Here is a 16,641-nt window from a genome sequence, read left to right on the forward strand (position 1 = left end):
GCTCGGCGTGCGTGCGACAGCGCCCCCCGAGTCGCGGGTGGTTCGCTGTTCGTCGCATCGGAATACTGCGATCGAAGTGTTCATCCCGGGCACTTCTTTCTCGCAGCAGATTTGTATTCGAAGGAGGTCTTCATGACCACAAAGATCGCGTCATCGATGCCCGTGCGCACGGCCCTGGTCTGCCTGGCGATGCTCGGTGCCGGCCAGACGATGGCCCAGACCCTCACCGGCAACGTGACGAACCGCGAAGGCAACGGCGGCTGGATCGCCGACATCACGTTCGCGACCGGTTCCTCGTCGGTGTACGGGGCGACCGGCGTCATCGCCTGCATCGAGCCGGGCGCGGACTTCCCGGCCCTGCCCTCGACCCACACCTACGATGTGGTCGACGCGGCCAGCGTCATCAACGCATCGGCCACCTATGCCAACAAGGCCGACGCGCTGATGAACTGGGTGGTCGACCACTACTACACGCAAACGCTGGCGTGGAACATCGACGGCCAGGATTTCAACCAGGTGCTTTGGGAGATCACGCAGGACTTCACCGGCACCGCGTCGAGCATGGCCTTCAATACCGGCGCAGTGCAGAGCACCCGCACCGACTACGAGACCATGCTGTCCGAACTGAAGAGCGCGTACTCGTCGATCTCCGACACGTACCGGTCGAGCACGTTCCAGGTGCACTACCTGGTCGACCGCGACACCCGCTACCAGAACATGATCCTGGTCACCGCGGTGCCCGAACCGTCGACCTACCTGATGATGTTCGCGGGCGTGGGCGCACTGCTCGTCTGGCGCCGCCGCAGCGGCGCACGCTGAGCGTGACGAAGGCGCCCCGCGGGGCGCCTTTTTTTCACCCCTAAACGATCAGGATCGCCCTGAAGTCGTTGACGTTCGTGAACGTCGGCCCCGGCGCCACCAGGTCGCCGAGCGGCTTGAAGAAGTTGTAGGCGTCGTTGCGGTCGAGCACCTCGGCCGCCTTGAGCCCGGCGGCGCGGGCACGGGCCAGCGTGCTGGGTGTGACGATCGCGCCGGCGTTGTCCTCGACACCGTCGATGCCGTCGGTGTCGGCGGCCAGCACATGCACATCGGGCTCGCCCTGCAGCGCGATCGCGCAGCCGAGCAGGAACTCGGTCGCGCGGCCGCCACGGCCGCCCTTGCTCCTGACCGTCACGGTCGTTTCGCCGCCCGACAGGATCACGCAGGGCTTCGCGAACGGCTCGCCGTGGCGGGCCACGTAGCGCGCCAGCGCCGCGTGCACCTTGCCGACTTCGCGCGACTCGCCTTCCATCTCGTCGCTCAGCACATGCACGCCTATTCCTGCTTGCCGCGCCAGCGCGGCGGCGGCGTCGAGCGACTGGCGCGGCGTCGCGATCATGTGGACCTGGTGACCTTCGAAGCGCGCGTCCCCCGGCTTCGGCGTCTCCAACGCGCCGCTCTCGAGCCCGGCCCGCGCTGTCGCCGGAATCTCGATGCCGTAGCGCGCGAGGATGCGCAGCGCATCGGCGCATGTCGTGCTGTCAGGCACCGTCGGGCCGCTGCCGATGACCTCGGGCGCATCGCCGGGCACGTCGCTGATCAGCAGCGTGACGACCTGGGCCGGCGCGCACATGGCCGCGAGCCGCCCGCCCTTGATCGCCGAGAGGTGCTTGCGCACGCAGTTCATCTCGTCGATCGCCGCGCCGCTCTTCAGCAGTGCCTTGTTGATCGCCTGCTTCTCCTCCAGCGTGATGCCGTCGGCCGGCATCGCCAGCAGCGACGAGGCGCCGCCGGACATCAGGCACAGCACCAGGTCGTCCTTGGTCAGGCCCCGAGTCAGTTCGGCGATGCGCTTCGCGGCGCGCCGCCCCGCGTCGTCGGGCACCGGGTGCGCGGCCTCGACCACTTCGATGCGGCCCGGCTGGGCCTTGTACGCCGGCGGCACGTAGTCGTAGCGCGTGACGACCAGGCCCGACATCGGCGCGCCCGCCGGCCACGCCGCGTCGACCGCCGCCGCCATGGCCCCACCCGCCTTGCCGGCGCCGAGCACCAGCGTGCGGCCCTTGGGCGGCGGCGGCAAGAACGCCGCAATGCCGGCACCGGGCACGGCCTGCGCGACCGCAGCGTTGAACAGCGCGAGCAGGAAGCCGCGGGGATCGGTGTGGGGCGAAGGCAGGCTCATGCCGCGATTATCCCGACCCGCGCGGCGGCGCTCATCGCGCCGGATCGGGCATCACCTTGTGCGCCGCCATCAGCTCCAGCGCCTGCACCAGCGCCGAGTGGTCCAGGTCCTGCCCGCCGTTGGCGGCACAGGCCTGCATCAGCTGCGCCGCGCCGGNGGCGACCCGACTGTACGTGGCCGACCTCGACGCGCTGCGTCGTGGGCAGGCGCAGGCCGGGCCATGAGTGTCGGCCCGCCGCGCGACGAGTGGATCGATCGGTTCGCGATATCGGGCATCACCTTGTGCGCCGCCATCAGCTCCAGCGCCTGCACCAGCGCCGAGTGGTCCAGGTCCTGCCCGCCGTTGGCGGCACAGGCCTGCATCAGCTGCGCCGCGCCGGCCGTCTGCGGCAGCGCCACGCCGAGCGCGCGCGCGCCGGCCAGCGCCAGGCTCAGGTCCTTCTGGTGCAGCCCGATCCGGAAGCCCGGCGCGAACGTGCGCTTGATCATCCGCTCGCCGTGCACCTCGAGGATGCGRCTGGCCGCGAAGCCGCCCATCAGCGCCTGSCGCACCTTGGCCGGGTCCGCGCCGGCCTTGCTGGCGAACACCAGCGCCTCGCCGACCGCCGCGATGTTCAGCGCGACGATGATCTGGTTGGCGACCTTGCAGGTCTGNGCCAGCGCCAGGCTCAGGTCCTTCTGGTGCAGCCCGATCCGGAAGCCCGGCGCGAACGTGCGCTTGATCATCCGCTCGCCGTGCACCTCGAGGATGCGGCTGGCCGCGAAGCCGCCCATCAGCGCCTGCCGCACCTTGGCCGGGTCCGCGCCGGCCTTGCTGGCGAACACCAGCGCCTCGCCGACCGCCGCGATGTTCAGCGCGACGATGATCTGGTTGGCGACCTTGCAGGTCTGACCGTCGCCGTTGCCGCCGACCAAGGTGATGTTCTTGCCCATCAGCTCGAACAGCGGCTTGACGCGCTCGAACGTCGCCTCCGGCCCGCCGACCATGATCGTCAGCGTGCCGGCCTTGGCGCCGACCTCGCCMCCGGAGACCGGCGCGTCGAGGTAGTCGCAGCCGAGCGCGTTGATGCGCTGCGCGAACGCCTTCGTCTCGATCGGCGAGATCGAGCTCATGTCGACGACGGTCTTGCCTTTGCTGAGCCCGGCGGCGACACCGTCGTCGGCGAACAGCACCTTCGCGACGTCCGGCGTGTCCGGCACCATCGTGAAGACGATGTCGGCGCGCTCTGCGACCTCCTTCGCGCTGGCGCAGCGCACCGCGCCGGCTGCGATGACATCGGGGCTCGGATCCCCTCGGGTGTAGACGAACAGCTCGTGGCCGCCGGCCTTCAGGCGCAGCGCCATCGGCGTGCCCATGATGCCCAGGCCGATGAATCCGATCTTGCTCATGTCGATGCCCTTCGCGCAGTCTCGAGCCAGTGCAGACCGGCCTGGGTGGTGGTGGCGGGCTTGTATTCGCAGCCGATCCAGCCGTCGTAGCCGGCCCGGTCGAGCGCCGCGAACACGTTCCCGTAGTGGATCTCGCCGGTGCCCGGCTCGTGGCGGCCCGGGTTGTCGGCCAGCTGGATGTGGCCGATGCGTGCGAGCTGCGACGTCATCGTCGCGATCAGCTCGCCCTCCATGCGCTGCGCGTGGTAGATGTCGTACTGCACGAACAGGTTGTCCGAGCCGACCTCCTCGATCAACGCCAGTGCCTGCGCCGTGCGGCTGAGGTGGAAGCCGGGAATGTCGAAGGTGTTGATCGGCTCGATCAACAGCTTGATGCCGACTTCTTTCAACGCGGCGGCGGCGAAGCGAAGGTTCTCGACCAGCGTGACGTGGATCACCTGGTCGTCGACGCCGACGGGTGTCTTGCCGGCCAGGCAATTCAGGCGCGGCACGCCCAACACGGTCGCGTACTCGATCGCGCGTGCCACACCGTTGCGAAACTCCGCGACCCGGTCGGGCAGGCACGCGATCCCGCGCTCGCCCTCGGCCCAGTCGCCGGCCGGCAGGTTGTGCAGCACCAGGTCGAGCCGGTTGGCACCCAGCCGGTTGCGGATCTCGGCGGCCGGGAAGTCGTACGGGAACAGGAACTCGACCGCGGTGAAGCCGGCCCGGGCCGCGCGCTCGAATCGGTCGAGGAACGGCACCTCGGTGAACAGCATCGTCAGGTTGGCAGCGAATTTCGGCATGACGTTCAGTCCAGCAGGCCGATGGCGGTCGGCGCGTCGGCGATGCTCGTCGCCAGTTCCTCGAACTCGTTGATCGCGTCGATCTCGGTGCCCATCGAGATGTTGGTCACGCGCTCCAGGATGACCTCGATCACGACCGGCACGCGGTGCTCGACCATCCAGGCCTCCGCCTGCTTGATGGCCGGCGCGATCTGCTCCTGCCGGTGCACCCGCACGAACTTGCAGCCCAGGCCGGTGACCACCGCCTCGTGGTCGACACCGTAGCCCTCCACCTGCGGCGCGTTGATGTTGTCGAAGCCGAGCTGCACGCAGTAGTCCATGTCGAACCCGCGCTGGCTCTGGCGGATCAGCCCGAGGTAGCTGTTGTTCACGACCATGTGGATGTAGGGCAGCTTGAACTGCGCGCCGACCGCGAGCTCCTCGATCATGAACTGGAAGTCGTAGTCGCCGGACAGCGCGACGATCTTGCGGGTCGGGTCCGCGGCGCGCACGCCGAGCGCGGCGGGGATCGTCCAGCCCAGCGGCCCGGCCTGGCCGCAGTTGATCCAGCGCCGCGGCCCGAACACGTGCAGGAACTGCGCGCCGGCGATCTGCGACAGCCCGATCGTCGACACGTAGGTCGTGTCGCGGTCGAAGTGGTTGTTCATGCACTGGTAGACGCGCTGCGGCTTCATCGGCACGGTGTCGAGATTCGTCTTGCGCAGCATCGTGCGCTTGCGCTCGCGGCAGGCGCCGACCCACTCGCTGCGGTCGCGGAGCAGGCCGGCCGCCTTCATCTCGCGCGCGACCTCGACGAACAACTGCAGCGCCGCCTTCGCGTCCGACACGATGCCCAGCTCCGGCGCGAACACGCGCCCGATCTGCGTCGGCTCGATGTCGACGTGCACGAAGGTGCGGCCCTTGCAGTACACCTCCGGCGAGCCGGTGTGGCGGTTCGCCCAGCGGTTGCCGATGCCGAGCACGAAGTCGCTCGCCAGCATCGTCGCGTTGCCGTAGCGGTGCGAGGTCTGCAGCCCGCACATGCCGGCCATCAGCGGGTGGTCGTCGGGGATGGTGCCCCAGCCCATCAGCGTCGGGATCACCGGCGTGTCGGTCAGTTCGGCGAACTCCTGCAGCAGGTCGGACGCGTCGGCGTTGATGATGCCGCCGCCGGCGACGATCAGCGGGCGCTCGGCCGCCTGCAGCATGCCGATCGCCTTTTCGATCTGCTTGCGGGTGGCGTGGGGCTTGTAGACCGGCAGCGGTTCGTAGGTGTCGATGTCGAACTCGATCTCGGCCATCTGCACGTCGAACGGCAGGTCGATCAGCACCGGGCCCGGGCGGCCCGAGCGCATCAGGTGGAAGGCCTGCTGGAACGCGCGCGGCACCTGCGCCGGCTCGCGCACCGTGACGCTCCATTTGGTCACCGGCTTGCTGATCGACTCGATGTCGACCGCCTGGAAGTCCTCCTTGTAGAGCCGCGCGCGCGGCGCCTGGCCAGTGATGCACAGGATCGGGATGCTGTCGGCGATCGCCGAATAGAGGCCGGTGATCATGTCGGTGCCGGCCGGCCCCGAGGTGCCGATGCACACGCCGATGTTGCCCGCCTTCGCGCGGGTGTAGCCCTCGGCCATGTGCGAGGCGCCCTCGACGTGGCGCGCCAGCACGTGCGCGATCGAGCCACGCTCGCGCAGTGCTGCATACAGCGGGTTGATGGCGGCGCCCGGCACGCCGAAGGCCTGCGAGATGCCTTCTTTCTCCATCACCAAGACGGCGGCCATGACGGCCTTCATGCGTGCCATGCGGATCTCCTTGCGCTGAGCGTTTCGACTGAGGCGGATCATGAAGAGCGCCCGCTGCCCGCGCTACGGCGCGCGCCGATAAGAGCTATTCCGCGGCGGAATGCGGCGCCGCGTGTCGGACGCGTCCCACCGCGCGACGCGCCGCTCTGGCCCGGCGACCGAGGCGTTTGCGCGCAGCCGCCGGCACGGCCGCAACCTAGCCTTCGTTCCAGTTGCCGCGCCGCCCCGGTCGTGGCCAGCCCGGAGACTCCGATGAACCCCAGCCAGACCCCCGCGACCTACTCGGCCGACGACGAACGTGCCCGTCACCTCGAGCACGAGGCCGACGCCAACCTCGATCCGCTCACCGGAGCCACCGGCGCGCACCCCCTCGGCGTCGGCGTCGGCGCCGCCCTCGGCGGCGCGGCGGCGGGTGCGGCCACCGGCACGCTCGCCGGTCCGGTCGGCACCGTGATCGGCGCGGCGATCGGCGCGATCGTCGGCGGCCTGGCCGGCAAGAGCGCGGCCGAGGCGATCGACCCGACCGTCGAGACGACCTACTGGCACGACAACTACCGCAGCCGCGACTACGCCGGCGCCGACGCCGCCTACGACGACTACGGCCCGGCCTACGACCATGGCGTCGAGGCGTATCGCCGCAACCCGGGCCGCCGCTACGACGAGGTCGAAGGCGACCTGGCGCGCAGCTGGGAGACCGCACGCGGCACCTCGACGCTGGAATGGGACCGCGCCCGCCACGCCACGCGCGATGCCTGGCAGCGCCTGAGCGACCGGGTCGAGCGCGCCGTGCCGGGCGACGCCGACCGCGACGGCAAGTAAGCGCCCGCGTTTTCGACTATGGTGGCGGCTCCGCGAGCTTCGCGTGCCTCGTGCGCGCCGCCCCCATGGACCGCATCACCGGCGTACAGCTGTTCGCCCGCATCGTCGAGACCGGCAGCTTCTCCAAGGCCTCGGTCGATCTTGGCGTGACCCAGCCGACGGCGACCAAGCACGTCGCCGCGGTCGAGGCCCGGCTCGGCGCCCGGCTGCTGAACCGCAACACCCGCGGCGTCAGCGCGACCGAGATCGGTGCGCTGTACTACGAGAAGTGCAAGACGATCCAGCGCGAGCTGGAGGAGGCCGACAACCTGGCCGCGCTGCTGCAGTCGCGGGTCGGCGGGCAGCTGCGCATCAGCACCTCGGTGGCGTTCGGCCGCCGCGTGCTGACGCCGCTGGTGCTGACCTTCATGCGCGAGCACCCCGAGATCACGATCGACCTCAGCTTCGACGACCGCTACGTCAACCTCGTCGAGCAAGGCGTGGACGTGGCGATCCGCATGGGACGCCTGGCCGACTCCTCGCTCGGCGCCCGCTACCTGGCGCAGAACCCGTGGGTGCTGGTCGCCTCACCGGCCTACCTGGCGCAGCACGCCGCGCCGCAGGCGCCGTCCGACGTGGCGCAGCACCCGTGCCTGATCTACAGCACGGTGCAGGGCGACGAGCGCTGGCACTTCATTGGCGGCGGGCGCGAGCACTCGGTGCCGGTGCGCGGCCCGCTGCGCACCAACAACCTGTCGGTGCTGCTCGAGGCCACGCGCGACAGCATGGGCCTGGCGATCCTGCCGTGGTACGTGGCGCACGGCTCGGTGCAGCGCGGCGAGGTCGTGCCGCTGCTGACCGACTTCGCGCTGCCGGTCCAGGAGATGCATGCGGTGTTCCCGTCGCCCAAGCTTGTGCCGTCCAAGGTCAGCAGCTTCATCGGCTACCTGCAGGAGCAGTTCACGGCCGAGTGGTGGGCGCGGCGTGCAGAGACCGCATGAGGGCGCCCCGGGACGCGGACGCGCGCGTGGCCTACGACGCGGCGGGCATCGCGCCGACACGCTGAGGCGCGCGCGCGACGCGGTGTGTGCCCGCGCGCCCCTAACATCGCCGGGTCCCGTCGCTCTGTCCGTCCTCCCATGCTTCCTGATCGAACCGACCCGTGCGGCCGCACGCCCCGGCATGCCCTGACCGCCCTGCTCGCCCTGGCGCTGCCGCTCGGCGCCGCGGCCCAGCCCGATGCACCGCCGACCTTGACGGCCTGCGCCGAGATCGGCGCGTCCTCCGACCGCCTCGCCTGCTACGACAAGCTGGCCGGCCGCGCAACCGCGCCGACCGAGCCGGTGGCGCAGCTCCCCGTGCCTGGCGCCGCTGCGACGCCGGCGCCGGTGGCACCGTCGACCTCGCTGCTCGCGCCGACGAACGGCGCGCTCGCGGACGCGGTCAGCGCCAAGCCGGAAACCGGCCTGATGTCGAAGTTCTGGGAGCTCGACGCCGCGGACAAGCGCGGCATCTTCAATTTCGTCGGCTACCAGCCCAACTACGTGCTGCCGATCCACGTGACGACGCACATCAACCGCGCGCCGCAATCGCCGACCCAGGCCGCCGTGCTGCAGCCCGACTACCGCCGCGAGGAGGCCAAGTTCCAGCTCTCGCTGCGCACGAAACTCGTGCAGGACCTGCCGCTGATCGGCGGCGACTTCTGGGTCGCGTTCACGCAGCAGGCGATGTGGCAGATCTATAACGGCGCGGATTCCAAACCCTTCCGCAACACCGATTACCAGCCCGAGGCGATCTATGTGTTGCCGACCGCGCCGGCCCTGCGCGCGCTGCCGTTCGGCTGGCAGTGGCGCTACACGCAGGTCGGCCTCGCGCACCAGTCGAACGGGCAGTCGGATCCACTGTCGCGCAGCTGGAACCGCGTCTACGTGGCGGGCGGGTTCGACCGCGGGCCGTGGTCGTTCACGGCGCGCTACAACCAGCGCCTGAACGAGGACCTCGCGACCGACAACAACCCCGACCTGGTCAGCTACCGCGGCCGCGGTGAGTTCCAGCTCAACTGGGCGCAGGGGCTGCACACCGCGTCGCTGCTCTACCGCACCTCGCTGCGCAACGCGAACTACGGTGCGCTGCAGGCCGAGTGGACCTACCCGATCTACCGGGACCAGCCCAACGGCCTGCGCTGGTTCGTCCAGCTGTTCCGCGGCTACGGCGAGACGCTGACCGACTACAACTTCCGCCAGACGAGTCTCGGTGCCGGCGTGACCTTCCTGCAGTTCTGAGCGCGGCGCGCGCCGCGCTCAACCCGTCGGCGGCTTGGCCGCCTTGTCGCTCCACAGCGTGCCGCCGGTGGCCCAGTTCTGCTTCGCGATGTCGAACAGCAGGATGTCGACGCTCTCGGGCGAAGCGCCGATCGTCTTCACGCAGGCCTCGGTGACGGCGGCGACGAGCGCGCGCTTCTGCTCCGGCGTGCGGCCTTCGAACATCTCGATTCGGATCGTGGGCATCTCGGTTCTCTCCAGTTCAATCTCGGTAGGACGGGTCGGTGCGGTCCAGGCCGCGCAACAGCGCCGGCCATTCGACATCGCCATCGCGCTCGGCGCCGTCGCCGACCCACTGACGATACGTCAGTGCTGCCAGCTCGTCGCTGACGACGCGGACCCGCCCGCCGGTGGCCGCCATCGCGGCGAGCTGCGCCTGCGCCGCGCGCTCGAGCAGGTACATCACCATCCACGCCTCGGCGACCGTGCGACCGACCGTCAGCGGGCCGTGGTTCTCCAGGATCAGCCCGTCGAGCGCCCCGAGGTTCGCGACCAGCCGGGCCTGCTCGGCGGCGCCGAACGCCAGCCCTTCGTACGCGTGCCGCCCGAGCCGGCCGTGCAGGCGCATCGCCCATTGCGAAGTTGCCTGCAGGCCGGCCGGCAGCATGCTCAGCGCCACGCCGGCGGTGGTGTGCAGGTGCACGACGCATTCGAGTTCGGGCCGCGCCGCATGCACCGCACCGTGGATCGCGAAGCCGCTCGGGTTGACGCGCCGGCCGCTGCCGTCGACGACCTCGCCGCGGGTGTTGACCTTCACGAGTGCCGATGCGGTGATCTCGTCGAAGCGGGCGCCGAACGGGTTGATCAGGTAGACGCCGGGCTCCCCGGGCACGCCGGCGGACACATGGGTGTAGACGGTGTCGTCCCAGCCGCGCTGTGCGGCGAGCCGGTAGGCGGCGGCGAGGTCGATGCGGACGTCGGTCTCGGTGCGGGTCGGGGTCATGCGTCGGCGAGTTCGCGGGCCAGCGCATTGTGGCGCGCGACCAGCCGCGGCAGCTCCAGCGTCGCCAGTTCGCCGTCGCGCACGACGACCCGGCCGTCGATGATCGAGTGCCTGATGCGCGGGATCTGGCAAAACAGCAGGGCCGCAAGCGGATCGTGCAGCGCGCCGGCGGTGGCGATGCCGTCGAGCGGCACGGTGACGATGTCGGCCGCCATGCCGGGCGCGAGCGCGCCGATGTCGTCGCGGTTCAGCACCTTCGCGCCGCCCAGCGTCGCGATCTCGAGGGCCTCGCGCGCGCCCATGGCGGCCGGGCCGTCGACCGGGCCATGCGCGACACGCTGCAGCAGCATCGCCATGCGGGCCTCGCCGAGCAGGTGGCCGGCGTCATTGGAGGCGGAACCGTCCACGCCCAGGCCGACGCTGACGCCCGCATCGCGCATCGCCCGGATCGGCGCGATGCCCGAGGCCAGCCGCATGTTCGAGCACGGGCAGTGCGCGACGCCGGTGCCGGTGCGCGCGAACAGCGCGATGCCGTGCGCGTCGAGCTTGACGCAGTGCGCGCACCAGACGTCCGGCCCGGTCCAGCCGAGCTGCTCGACGTACTCGGCCGGCGTGCAGCGGAACTTCTCGCGGGTGTAGGCGATGTCGTTGTCGTTCTCGGCCAGGTGGGTGTGCAGCGAGACGCCGTATTGCCTGGCGAGCAAGGCCGAATCTCGCATCAGCTCGCGGCTGACCGAGAACGGCGAGCACGGCGCGACGACGATGCGCTGCATCGCGAACCGGCCCGGGTTGTGCCAGCGCTCGATCAGGCGCTGGGTCTCGGTCAGGATCGCGGCTTCGTCCTCGACGACCCGGTCCGGCGGCAAGCCGCCTTTCGATTCGCCGACGCTCATCGAGCCCCGCGCGGCATGGAAGCGCATGCCGATCTCCTGCGCGCCTTCGATGCTGTCGTCGAGCCGCACCTGGCCAGAGCGCCCGTTCGGGTAGATGTAGAGGTGGTCGCTGCTGGTCGTGCAGCCGGACAGCAGCAGCTCCGCCATCGCGGTCTGGGTCGAGACCTTCGCCATCTCGGGCGTGAGGTTCGCCCAGATCGGGTACAGGCCCTGCAGCCAGCCGAACAGCTCGTTGTCCTGCACCCGCGCCCGGGTGAGGGTCTGGAACATGTGGTGGTGGGTGTTGACGAGGCCGGGAATCACGACCTGGTCGCGCGCATCGATCACCTGGTCGGCGGTGTCCGGCAGCTCGGCGGTCGCGCCGACCGCCTCGATCACGTTGTCCCGCACGAACACCGCGCCGTCGGCGATCTCGCGCCGCTGCGCGTCCATCGTGACGAGAAGCGTCGCGTTCTTGATCAGCAGGCTCGCCATCGGGCGCTCAATGCGCCTCGGCCAGCTTGGCCGCTTCGACCGCATCGGCCGAGCCGCCCTTGCTGCCGTTGAAGTAGAGGTTCAACACGACCGCGGCGATCGCGGTCAGCAGGATGCCGGACTCGAGCAGCGGGTGCAGCGCGTGCGGCATCTGCTGGCTCCAGCGCGGCGCGACCAGCGGGATCATGCCGGCGCCGATCGCGATCGCGACGATGTAGAGGTTGTGCCGGTTGTGCTTGAAATCGACGTTCGCGAGGATGCGGATGCCGGTGGCCGCGACCATGCCGAACATCACCAGCCCGGCACCGCCCAGCACGAACTGCGGCACCGACTCGACCAGCGCGCCCATCTTCGGCAGCAACCCGAGCACGATCATGATGATGCCGGCCGCCACGCACACGAAGCGGCTGCGCACCCCGGTCACGCCGACCAGGCCCACGTTCTGCGAGAAGCTGGTGTACGGGAAGGTGTTGAAGATGCCGCCGATCAGCGTGCCCAGGCCGTCGGTGCGCAACCCGGCGGCGAGCTCGGTCTGCGAGATCGGTTTGCCGGTCATGTCGGACAGCGCGAGGAACATGCCGGTCGACTCGATCATCACGACGATCATCACCAGCGTCATCGTCAGGATCATCACCGGGTCGAAGGTCGGCAGGCCGAACACGAACGGCGTGACGACGTCCAGCCAGTGCGCCTTCGCGACCTTGTCGAAGCCCATCTTGCCCAGGCCGACCGCCAGCACGCAACCGGCGACGATGCCGATCAGCACCGAGATGTTGGCGAGGAAGCCTTTCGAGTAGCGCGCGATCAGCAGGATCACGACCAGCACGAACGCGGCGATCGCCATGTTGTCGAGCGCGCCGTAGGTCGCGTTGTCGAGCATCGGGATCGGGCCGGGGAGCTTCATCGCCGGCGCCGAGGCGGCCGCGGCGCTCGCCTTCACGCCGTCGACCATCGCGACGAGTTTCGGCACGTCGACGGCCTGCGCGAGGTTCGGCGGCCCGCCCATCGCCCAGCCGATGCCCACGCGCATCAGGCTGATGCCGATCACCGCGATGATCGTGCCGGTGACCACCGGCGGGAAAAAGCGCAGCAGCTTGCTGACCGCCGGCGCGATCAGCATCGAGATCAACCCCGCGCCGATGATCGCGCCGAAGATCGCGCGGGCGCCGTCGACGCCCGGCACCGCGTTGGCCATCGCGACCATCGGGCCGACCGATGCGAACGTCACGCCCATCATCACGGGCAGCTTGATGCCGAACCATTTCGTGAAGCCGAGCGACTGGATCAGCGTCACCAGCCCACAGCAGAACAGGTCGGCCGAGATCAGCTGCACCACCTGGTCGGGCGTGAGCTTGAGCGCGCGGCCGACGATCAGCGGCACCGCGACCGCGCCGGCATACATGACCAGCACGTGTTGCAGGCCGAGCGCGCTCAGGCGAGGCAGGGGCAGTTTCTCGTCGACCGGATGGACCGCGGTCGCGGTGATGTCGTTGCTCATGGCGTCGTCCTCTCGTGCTCGGATGGAATCGGTCACTTCGTCGAAGCGCCGGCGGTGAACCAGCGCCCGATCAGCGCGCGCTCGGCGTCGGTGATCTGGGTCGCGTTGTTCATCGGCATGGCCTTCAAGACCACGGCCTGCTGGTAGATCTGCTGCGCGTGCTTGCTCACCTCGGCAGCCGAGTCGAGGCGCACGTTCTTGCTCTGCATCGCCTCGCCGTGGCACATCACGCAGCGCTGCGTGACGATCGCCTGCACCTCGGCGAAGCTCGCCGGCGCGGCCGCCGCGGGCGCCGGTTGCGGCGCCGGCATCGTCGCGGCGATCGTGCCGATCAGCAGCAGCGTGCCGATGACCGCGTAGCGCCACGGCACCGGCTGGCCGTAGGCGAGCGCCTTGTGGCGCAGCGCGAACGACATGCGGATCAGCGCGCCGGCCACCATGATCGCGACCAGCACCAGCCAGTTGTGCTTCGCGCCGTAGGTGAAGCCGTAGTGGTTGCTCATCATCGCGAACAGCACCGGCAGCGTGAAGAAGGTGTTGTGCACGCTGCGCTGCTTGCCGCGCTGGCCGTGGACCGGGTCGACCGGCTGGCCGGCCTTGATCGCGGCGACGACGGTGCGCTGGCCCGGGATGATCCAGAAGAACACGTTGCCGCTCATCGTCGTCGCGATCATCGCGCCGACCAGCAGGAAGGCGGCGCGGCCGGCGAACAGGTGGCACGACAGCCACGACGCGGCCACGATCAGCACGAACACGCAGGCGCCGACGATCAGGTCGCCGTTCTTGCCGCGGCCGAGCGTGCGGCAGATCGCGTCATAGAGCAGCCAGAACGCGACGAAGAACCCGAGCGCGGTGGTGATCGCGGCGGCCGGCGACCAGTCGAACAGCGTCTTGTCGATCAGGAAGGTGCTGGCGTTGTAGAGGTAGAGGACCGTGAACAACGCGAAGCCGGTCAGCCAGGTCGAGTAGCTCTCCCACATCGACCAGTGCAGCTGGTCGGGCACATAGCCGGGCGACACCGGGTACTTCTGGTGGTGGTAGAAACCGCCGCCGTGCACGCCCCACTGTTCGCCGCCGATGCCCTTTTCGGCGTCCTTCGGGTCCTTCGGCGGGGTCAGGCTGTTGTCGAGCGAGACGAAGTAGAACGAGGCGCCGATCCAGGCGATGCCGGTGATGATGTGCGCCCAGCGCAGCAGCAGGTTGGCCCAGTCGAGAAGGTACGCTTCCATGCGGTGTGAGTCTCCGAGTCTTCGCCAGGTCCGTGCCGATGAACGGCTGCTTCAGCAAGAAGCAGGCCTGTACATGTGCCCGTCCCTTGCCACAGCGGGCTCTGCAAGGTGGTGAACGTCACGACCGGGTTGAGGGCCCGGGCTCCGCGGCGACGCAGACGAACTGTATACAGTTTAAGCAGCTCGTCGCATACGAACTTACCCTGATCCCGCGCTCAGCTGCCGCGGTACGTGGAGTACGCGAACGGGCTGGCAAGCAGCGGCACGTGGTAATGCGCGCCGACCGTCGCGAGCCCGAAATCGAGCGGCACCTCGTCCAGGAACGGCGGCTCGCTCAAGGTGGCGCCCCGCTGCCGGAAGTAGTCCGCCACGCCGAACACCAGCCGGTAGCGCCCCGGCACGAACGCCGCGCCCTCGAGCAACGGACTGTCGGCCCGACCGTCGTGGTTGAGCACGATCCGCTGCAGCAGCACCGGGCCGCCGGCCTCGACGCGGTAGAGCGCGACGGCCATGCCGGCGGCGGGGCAGCCGTTGGCGGTGTCGAGCACGTGGGTGGTGAGCTTGCCCATGGCGATCCTCGGTGTGGGGTCAAGAAAGCGCTTGCCGCGCCCGCAAAAGTGTATACACTTTGCCCCACAAAGCAAGTCTTGTCCGAACGCGCATGGCCTCCCCCGCACCGAAGCTGAAAGTCATCCGCAGCAGCCGCTCGCAAGCCGCGCGCGCGGCCGAGCCCGCGGCCGACAACCTGACCCAGCGGATCGCCGACTCGATCACCACCGCGATCGTCGAGCGCCGCCTGATGCCCGGCACCAAGCTGGCCGAGCAGAAGATCGCCGACGTGTTCAAGGTCTCGCGCACGCTGGTGCGCCAGGCGCTGATGCAGCTCAGCCGCGACCACCTGATCACGCTCGAGCCGGCGCGCGGCGCGCGCGTCGCCGAGCCGGGCATCGAGGAGGCCAAGCAGGTCTTCGAGGCGCGCAACATGCTCGAGGCCGCGATGATCCGGCGCGCCGCCACCGAACTGAGCGATGCGCAGATCGCCGAGCTGCGCGCGCACCTGAAGGCCGAGTCCGAAGCGGTGCAGCGCACCGACGTGTCCGGCCGCACGCGCCTGCTCGCCGACTTCCATGTCGTGATCGCACGCATGCTCGGCAACGAGGTGCTGGCCGGCATGCTCGGCGACCTGGTCTCGCGCTGCTCGCTGATCGCGCTGATGTACCAGTCGGCGCACTCGGCCGAGCATTCGGCCAGCGAGCATGTCGCGATCGTCGACGCGCTGGCGCGGCGCGATGCGCGTGCGGCGGTGAAACTGATGGAAGCCCATTTGCACAACGTCGAGCGCAACCTGCGGCTCGATCCGCGCACGCCCGATCTGGGCGCCGTGCTGCTGCCCGCCGGGCGCTAGAGGAACCCCTCGATGATGACCAAAGACTATCCGCGCGACCTGATCGGCTACGGCCGCAACCCGCCGGCCGCGCGCTGGCCCGGCGACGCGAAGATCGCCGTCCAGTTCGTGCTGAATTACGAGGAAGGCGGCGAGAACTGCGTGCTGCACGGCGATCCGTCATCGGAGACGTTTCTCTCCGAGATCATCGGCGCGCAGGCGTTCGAGATGCGGCACCTGTCGATGGAGTCGATGTACGAATACGGCTCCCGTGTCGGCGCCTGGCGCATCCTGAAGGAGTTCGAGAAGCGCGGGCTGCCGCTGACGGTGTTCGGCGTCTCGATGGCGCTGCAGCGCAACCCCGAGCTCACGCAGGCCTTCGTCGACCTCGACCACGAGATCGCCTGCCACTCGTACCGCTGGATCCACTACCAGCACATGAGCGAGGCGCGCGAGCGCCGCCACATCGAGCTCGGCACGCAGATCATCCGCGACCTGACGAACGGCCAGTGGCCGCTCGGCTGGTACACCGGCCGCGACAGCCCGAACACCAAGCGGCTGGTCGCCGACCACGGCGGCTACGAGTACGACAGCGACTACTACGGCGACGACCTGCCGTTCTGGATGCCGGTCGAGAAGAGCGACGGCAGCACGATCTCGCGCCTGGTCGTGCCGTACACGCTCGACACCAACGACATGCGCTTCGCGTCGATGCAGGGCTTCAACACCGGCGACCACTTCTTCCAGTACCTGCGCGACGCGTTCGACGTGCTGTATGAAGAAGGCGACCCGAACGGGCAAAACCGGCCGAAGATGCTGAGCATCGGCATGCACTGCCGCATCCTCGGCCGGCCGGGGCGCTTCAAGGCGCTGCAGCGCTTCCTCGATCACGTGCAGCAACACGACCGGGTCTGGATCTGCCGTCGCATCGACATCGCCCGCCACTGGGCCGCGACCCATCCGGCGCCGTGACACCCGACCTTTC

15 protein-coding genes and 2 pseudogenes are annotated in these 16,641 nt (G+C 69.5%); 6 read left to right on the forward strand and 11 right to left on the reverse strand.

Going from position 1 to position 16,641, the window contains the following annotated elements; translation table 11 throughout:
- Positions 1-132 precede the first annotated feature (132 nt).
- A complete protein-coding gene (locus tag ASC76_RS08945; protein WP_157615446.1) occupies positions 133-819 on the forward strand; it encodes a PEP-CTERM sorting domain-containing protein in 687 nt (228 codons plus the stop codon).
- Between the two features lie 40 nt (positions 820-859).
- Here ASC76_RS08945 and ASC76_RS08950 read toward each other — a convergent pair whose 3' ends face one another.
- From ASC76_RS08950 to gcl, 5 genes and pseudogenes are all read right to left on the reverse strand, one after another.
- Positions 860-2,161 (reverse strand): glycerate kinase, encoded by a 1,302-nt coding sequence (locus ASC76_RS08950; protein WP_056464963.1) that lies wholly within the window; start codon positions 2,159-2,161, stop codon positions 860-862.
- Positions 2,162-2,437: 276 nt separating this feature from the next.
- Positions 2,438-2,815, reverse strand: a pseudogene (locus ASC76_RS08955) (NAD-binding protein); the annotation flags it as partial.
- Position 2,816: 1 nt separating this feature from the next.
- A pseudogene (locus tag ASC76_RS08960) lies at positions 2,817-3,580 on the reverse strand (2-hydroxy-3-oxopropionate reductase); the annotation flags it as partial.
- Complete coding sequence (gene hyi / locus ASC76_RS08965; protein WP_056464964.1) at positions 3,547-4,335, reverse strand: hydroxypyruvate isomerase; 789 nt, start codon at positions 4,333-4,335, stop codon at positions 3,547-3,549. The pseudogene ASC76_RS08960 and the gene hyi, both read right to left, overlap by 34 nt.
- Positions 4,336-4,340: 5 nt before the next feature.
- Entirely contained in the window at positions 4,341-6,116 is a 1,776-nt protein-coding gene (gcl, locus tag ASC76_RS08970; RefSeq protein WP_056467160.1) for a glyoxylate carboligase, read from the reverse strand.
- Between the two features lie 252 nt (positions 6,117-6,368).
- Here gcl and ASC76_RS08975 point away from each other — a divergent pair, with 252 nt between their 5' ends.
- From ASC76_RS08975 to ASC76_RS08985, 3 genes are all read left to right on the forward strand, one after another.
- Positions 6,369-6,935 (forward strand): hypothetical protein, encoded by a 567-nt coding sequence (locus tag ASC76_RS08975; RefSeq protein WP_056464965.1) that lies wholly within the window; start codon positions 6,369-6,371, stop codon positions 6,933-6,935.
- A gap of 65 nt (positions 6,936-7,000) precedes the next feature.
- Complete coding sequence (locus tag ASC76_RS08980) at positions 7,001-7,915, forward strand: LysR family transcriptional regulator (RefSeq protein ID WP_056464966.1); 915 nt, start codon at positions 7,001-7,003, stop codon at positions 7,913-7,915.
- 138 nt (positions 7,916-8,053) lie between these two features.
- Positions 8,054-9,196, forward strand: coding sequence for a phospholipase A (locus ASC76_RS08985; protein WP_056464967.1), 1,143 nt, complete (start codon positions 8,054-8,056; stop codon positions 9,194-9,196).
- An 18-nt stretch (positions 9,197-9,214) separates the two neighbouring features.
- Here the strand turns inward: ASC76_RS08985 and ASC76_RS08990 are convergent, their stop codons facing one another.
- The 6 genes from ASC76_RS08990 to uraH form a co-directional block, all read right to left on the reverse strand.
- Positions 9,215-9,421 carry a 4-oxalocrotonate tautomerase gene (locus ASC76_RS08990; protein ID WP_056464968.1) on the reverse strand — a complete coding sequence of 69 codons (207 nt, stop codon included), beginning with the start codon at positions 9,419-9,421 and terminating at the stop codon, positions 9,215-9,217.
- Positions 9,422-9,437: 16 nt separating this feature from the next.
- Complete coding sequence (locus ASC76_RS08995; protein ID WP_056464969.1) at positions 9,438-10,178, reverse strand: class II aldolase/adducin family protein; 741 nt, start codon at positions 10,176-10,178, stop codon at positions 9,438-9,440.
- Positions 10,175-11,590, reverse strand: coding sequence for an 8-oxoguanine deaminase (locus tag ASC76_RS09000; protein ID WP_371262098.1), 1,416 nt, complete (start codon positions 11,588-11,590; stop codon positions 10,175-10,177). Before ASC76_RS09000 ends, ASC76_RS08995 begins: the two co-directional genes overlap by 4 nt.
- Entirely contained in the window at positions 11,553-13,043 is a 1,491-nt protein-coding gene (locus tag ASC76_RS09005; RefSeq protein ID WP_056464971.1) for a nucleobase:cation symporter-2 family protein, read from the reverse strand. Before ASC76_RS09005 ends, ASC76_RS09000 begins: the two co-directional genes overlap by 38 nt.
- Before the next feature lie 32 nt (positions 13,044-13,075).
- A complete protein-coding gene (locus ASC76_RS09010) occupies positions 13,076-14,272 on the reverse strand; it encodes a urate hydroxylase PuuD (protein WP_056464972.1) in 1,197 nt (398 codons plus the stop codon).
- A gap of 215 nt (positions 14,273-14,487) precedes the next feature.
- Entirely contained in the window at positions 14,488-14,841 is a 354-nt protein-coding gene (gene uraH, locus ASC76_RS09015) for a hydroxyisourate hydrolase (RefSeq protein WP_056464973.1), read from the reverse strand.
- Positions 14,842-14,933: 92 nt separating this feature from the next.
- Here uraH and ASC76_RS09020 point away from each other — a divergent pair, with 92 nt between their 5' ends.
- Entirely contained in the window at positions 14,934-15,677 is a 744-nt protein-coding gene (locus ASC76_RS09020; RefSeq protein ID WP_082548946.1) for a GntR family transcriptional regulator, read from the forward strand.
- Positions 15,678-15,689: 12 nt separating this feature from the next.
- Positions 15,690-16,628 carry an allantoinase PuuE gene (gene puuE, locus ASC76_RS09025; RefSeq protein WP_056464974.1) on the forward strand — a complete coding sequence of 313 codons (939 nt, stop codon included), beginning with the start codon at positions 15,690-15,692 and terminating at the stop codon, positions 16,626-16,628.
- The last annotated feature ends 13 nt before the right edge of the window (positions 16,629-16,641 follow it).

The organism is Rhizobacter sp. Root404, from assembly GCF_001425865.1.
Classification (GTDB): Bacteria; Pseudomonadota; Gammaproteobacteria; order Burkholderiales; family Burkholderiaceae_C; genus LMDS01.

Coding starts and splice junctions, on each gene's coding strand:
- ASC76_RS09010 (WP_056464972.1), bottom strand. CDS start 14,272: ATGGAAGCGTACCTTCTCGACTGGGCCAACCTGCTGCTGCGCTGGGCG.
- ASC76_RS08995 (WP_056464969.1), bottom strand. CDS start 10,178: ATGACCCCGACCCGCACCGAGACCGACGTCCGCATCGACCTCGCCGCC.
- ASC76_RS08945 (WP_157615446.1), top strand. CDS start 133: ATGACCACAAAGATCGCGTCATCGATGCCCGTGCGCACGGCCCTGGTC.
- ASC76_RS08950 (WP_056464963.1), bottom strand. CDS start 2,161: ATGAGCCTGCCTTCGCCCCACACCGATCCCCGCGGCTTCCTGCTCGCG.
- ASC76_RS08990 (WP_056464968.1), bottom strand. CDS start 9,421: ATGCCCACGATCCGAATCGAGATGTTCGAAGGCCGCACGCCGGAGCAG.
- ASC76_RS08975 (WP_056464965.1), top strand. CDS start 6,369: ATGAACCCCAGCCAGACCCCCGCGACCTACTCGGCCGACGACGAACGT.
- puuE (WP_056464974.1), top strand. CDS start 15,690: ATGATGACCAAAGACTATCCGCGCGACCTGATCGGCTACGGCCGCAAC.
- gcl (WP_056467160.1), bottom strand. CDS start 6,116: ATGGCACGCATGAAGGCCGTCATGGCCGCCGTCTTGGTGATGGAGAAA.
- uraH (WP_056464973.1), bottom strand. CDS start 14,841: ATGGGCAAGCTCACCACCCACGTGCTCGACACCGCCAACGGCTGCCCC.
- ASC76_RS09005 (WP_056464971.1), bottom strand. CDS start 13,043: ATGAGCAACGACATCACCGCGACCGCGGTCCATCCGGTCGACGAGAAA.
- ASC76_RS08980 (WP_056464966.1), top strand. CDS start 7,001: ATGGACCGCATCACCGGCGTACAGCTGTTCGCCCGCATCGTCGAGACC.
- hyi (WP_056464964.1), bottom strand. CDS start 4,335: ATGCCGAAATTCGCTGCCAACCTGACGATGCTGTTCACCGAGGTGCCG.
- ASC76_RS09000 (WP_371262098.1), bottom strand. CDS start 11,590: ATGCGGTCGAAGCGGCCAAGCTGGCCGAGGCGCATTGAGCGCCCGATG.
- ASC76_RS08985 (WP_056464967.1), top strand. CDS start 8,054: ATGCTTCCTGATCGAACCGACCCGTGCGGCCGCACGCCCCGGCATGCC.
- ASC76_RS09020 (WP_082548946.1), top strand. CDS start 14,934: ATGGCCTCCCCCGCACCGAAGCTGAAAGTCATCCGCAGCAGCCGCTCG.